This window comes from Vibrio sp. 10N.261.52.A1 (assembly GCF_002876325.1).
Classification (GTDB): Bacteria; Pseudomonadota; Gammaproteobacteria; order Enterobacterales; family Vibrionaceae; genus Vibrio; species Vibrio chagasii.
The window spans coordinates 1-3719 of record NZ_MCYD01000948.1; the positions used below are offsets into that span (position 1 = coordinate 1).

At 40.3% G+C, this 3719-nt stretch carries 5 protein-coding genes; all 5 read left to right on the top strand.

From position 1 onward, the window contains the following. The first annotated feature begins 539 nt into the window (after positions 1 to 539). On the top strand, positions 540 to 1340 hold the full coding sequence (locus tag BCT81_RS20540; protein WP_102425643.1) for a hypothetical protein: 801 nt from the start codon (positions 540 to 542) through the stop codon (positions 1338 to 1340). After that, complete coding sequence (locus BCT81_RS20545; protein WP_102425644.1) at positions 1340 to 1618, top strand: hypothetical protein; 279 nt, start codon at positions 1340 to 1342, stop codon at positions 1616 to 1618. The genes BCT81_RS20540 and BCT81_RS20545 overlap by 1 nt, the downstream gene beginning before the upstream one ends. 84 nt (positions 1619 to 1702) lie before the next feature. Beyond that, positions 1703 to 2482, top strand: coding sequence for a hypothetical protein (locus BCT81_RS20550; RefSeq protein WP_102425645.1), 780 nt, complete (start codon positions 1703 to 1705; stop codon positions 2480 to 2482). Continuing rightward, positions 2482 to 3336: a ParB N-terminal domain-containing protein gene (locus tag BCT81_RS20555; RefSeq protein WP_102425646.1), complete on the top strand. Its 855-nt coding sequence runs from the start codon at positions 2482 to 2484 to the stop codon at positions 3334 to 3336. The genes BCT81_RS20550 and BCT81_RS20555 overlap by 1 nt, the downstream gene beginning before the upstream one ends. Positions 3337 to 3399: 63 nt before the next feature. Continuing rightward, positions 3400 to 3576 (top strand): hypothetical protein, encoded by a 177-nt coding sequence (locus BCT81_RS29195; RefSeq protein ID WP_157938881.1) that lies wholly within the window; start codon positions 3400 to 3402, stop codon positions 3574 to 3576. The last annotated feature ends 143 nt before the right edge of the window (positions 3577 to 3719 follow it).

The window sequence follows — 3719 nt, forward strand, 5'->3', positions numbered from 1 at the left end:
CCGCTTTCATCAACGTTGTGTTGAACTGCTCAGGTTGCTCAAGCATTGGGAAGTGGCCTGAGTCTGACCTGTCGCAAATACCACAGTAATTGGTGATATAAATTCTCACACGCAAACATTAGATGAATTTAATTTTCAATTCCTTACGAACTCTGCACACCTTGAAAGCTAGTCATTGATATTCATCACAATTAAATCTGAAGCGCAAAAAATTAATCCCTTAGGAATCATAACCTTAAAACAAACCATAGCTAATATGAAAAAAATACTTGCATATACAGTACCTCATACCTAATATATCAACCATACAGTACGGCGTACATGGCAGTGCTACTTAGAAATTGACACTTTATATTCATAGCTTTGTGTGTAAGCAAAATGTGCGTTTTCATCGATTGCCCGTAGCGAATAGGACAATCGAAAGTAATAGAAGCAAAGGAGTGAAAGTTGCGACCTTCACTCACTTTTATACCGGGAATCTCACGACAAACTTTAAGTAAACATAAACGCTATCCAACAAAAGAATGAGACCATACGCAATGAAAGAAATAAAAAACCAAGCCGATATCCTGAAATATCTAACTAGAGCTATCGCCTATTATTTCACCGGTGCAGATATTCGTTTGGTAGACGAACAACCAGCAAAAGGACAATTTGAGGTCACATACCAAAATACAAAAGTCGATCTTATTGCTACCTATGGTGCTCCTTCAGTAGGGCGTCCACAACATAGAGTTCAAATCAAACACTACCAATATAAGAAACTTCATCAAGTAGTCTCGATGGTAAATGGAAATAGTCTTAATAGTTTTAAGATTCTTAATTCGGTTAAAGCAGACAAAAACGAAGAATTCGTACCATTCACAAATTCAGTTTCGATCAACCCACTAATAAAAAAGGGGAATACTGTAAGCACTGAGCAATCGTTAAATAATGGAGAATGGTCAAAAACCGAAAATATGATGCTCTGTGAAATGTTCGCAGACCAAATGACGTCATTGTGTCCGGAGCAAATCAGCGTGAAGTCGCTGGAAGATGGCTTTGGGGACAAAGCTTTGAATCGGTCTGATGACGAGATCATTGCACGTTTAGAACTTCTTAAAATGACACTAAAAAGCCACAGTGGAGTTCTTAATCGTGAGGTCTACAAAGAAGTAGAGATAATTCGAGTTCTGCGTAATGAACTAAAGGAACTTGGAGTTGATGTTTGGGAAGGTGACTTTACCCAAAACTTACTGACATTAACTGACCTCGAAAATAAATTTGGCATCACGCGAATAGGGAAAAAAGCGACAATAAGCATAGAAAGTCTAGAAGCCTTGATTGAGGAACTACAGTAATGACCTACGATGCTAGCAGTATCACGATTAAGTCCGAGCAAGAAGCTGGTGAAGAGTTCATATGGCTGCGTGTTGGACGTCTAGCAGAAACATACCCAACAGTAAGCCAAGAAAGTATTGAAATGGGTCTACGCGCCTGTCAACTGAGCGGCGAAAGTGAGTTCAACTATGAGACTCGCTATTTGCAAGGTAACCGAGACCACAGAGTTACGCCAGAATTCCAAGCTTGTTACATGCAACTTGTTAAAGAAAAGCGTTCAAAGTTAAAAAACGCTTAACTGTCGTTTTTGTATCCAATACAAGCCAACTCTCAAACAAACCGAATAAACTTAAATGCTCGAATGAGCTGGAGAAAACTAAACATGAACCACGTTCTAACTCAAGAATCTCCAATCTGGGGTGGAATCGAAATAGGTACTATAGTTCTAAATACTGATTCTTTGGAAACAGTCCAATCGATGCGTCAACAAAGCCAAGCTGTTGAAGATGAATATATAGAGTACCTTGAGAATTCAATTATTAGTGAGGGATACAACGGTGCATTCCCAATAGTTCTCAATCAAAACTTTCAAACTGTTGACGGATATTCACGTCTTACCGCGTCATGCAATATAGTTTCACGCGACGCTACTAAAGAGTTTCGTATTCCATTCATAGTTGGGGCTGCTGCTGACGTGAATGGTAAAGCGTTCAATGGTGCGACTCGAGGAGTTATGACGAATGATCTAAAACGCATCTTCGAGGGCTTTCCACGTAAACACGGCTTCCAACGAGGCAGCGTTGGGCGTGCTGTAGAGCAAGCTCAAGAAGCCACTATGTTTTTATTCGTACGAGAATATGGTTCGCAGTACAACGTCGAAACTAAAGTTACTCAACAACAAATCAACTCGCACATTCAAAAGAACGGTGATCTTTACCGAGAGGCATTTGATGCCATCTGCCATTTAGCAAATGACATTGGCTACGCCCCATATGATTTAAAGTTCGCTCACTGGCTCGCTTTATTTGTTCGTCACGGCATCAATAAACGTACAGTACACGTTGCGCGTGGGTGGCCTATTGAAAACGCCGGCAGTCATCGCCACGACCGTTTGGCTAAATTTGAGGAGCTATCAGCTCAAGCAACTAAAGGGGAACTTTAATGCCTATCATGAATGTAGAGAAGCTTTTAGCATCGACAGGCACACGCCTGCGTAAACTAGATCCAATTAAAGTAGAGGAACTTGCGCAATCGATCAAAGAAATCGGAATGATCAATGCTCCTATCACTAATAATGGCAAGTTAGTAGCAGGGTTGCACCGTGTCGCTGCTCACCAATTATTAGGGCGTGGGCAAGTCGTGGTTACTGAGATGGGGAATGTAAACGACCCCGACTCATTAACACTGATTGAAATCGATGAAAACCTGTTCCGTAACGAGCTATCTCCGTCAGAAAAAGCAGCACACATAACTCAGCGTGTAAACCTTTTAACAAAGAAAAAGCTACAAACTAAAACAACTAAACTAGAAGTTCAAAATCAGGTTCAAGCCCAGAATGACAATTCTAGTGACGTGTCACATAAGAAAAGACAACATGATGCAAAATTCGTCGCTCGCTCTGAAGCCATAAAAGAAGTCTCAGAGCAATTAAACGCAACACCATCAAGTATCAATTCAGCTATTCGCAAACACAAAGCTGTAGAGAGCGCGGGGCTAGCACAAGAAGATATTGTTGGCCTTACTACGGCTCAGTTCAACCGAGTTGCTAAAGTTGCGGCAGAGAAGCCTGATGAAGCAGAGACTGAAGTTATTCAACAAATGGTCAAGAGCAAAGGAGAAGACTTACTGTCGCACGATCCAGCTGCAGCACTGAAGCGGACTCGTAAACGCCTGCTAGATGCTCGTTCAATTGCTAAAACAAACCAAAGTAACGATGAGCAAGAAAATCTACTTTTACATAACATTATGGAAGCTGTTACCGCATGGGTTGAATATATCGACTCCCGCGAAGAATAACAATCCACTCTAATGATTGCTCACCAAAAAGGGCAAAAACTAGACAATTTTAGAGAGTAACCTATGCCACAGAAAATTAGCCCAGAAGCAATACATCTATATTTGGCTAAGAAAAAACACCAAGATATTTTGATGATTTTGACTAAATTGTTAAATGGTGAAACGGCTTACTCTATTAGCAAAGAGTTAGGCAGACCAGTTGCGAGTGTTGATTATCTAAAAAAGTCTTATGAAGTATAATGAAAGGTATATTTGAAACTTCAATATTCGCCTATTTTGTAGACAAACAAAAGTGACAAGATACAACATATTGATTTGCTGGTATCGTTTATACTACAAGACTTCCATTCAAGGTTCACTATTAAACAAAAAGGCCTCGCACA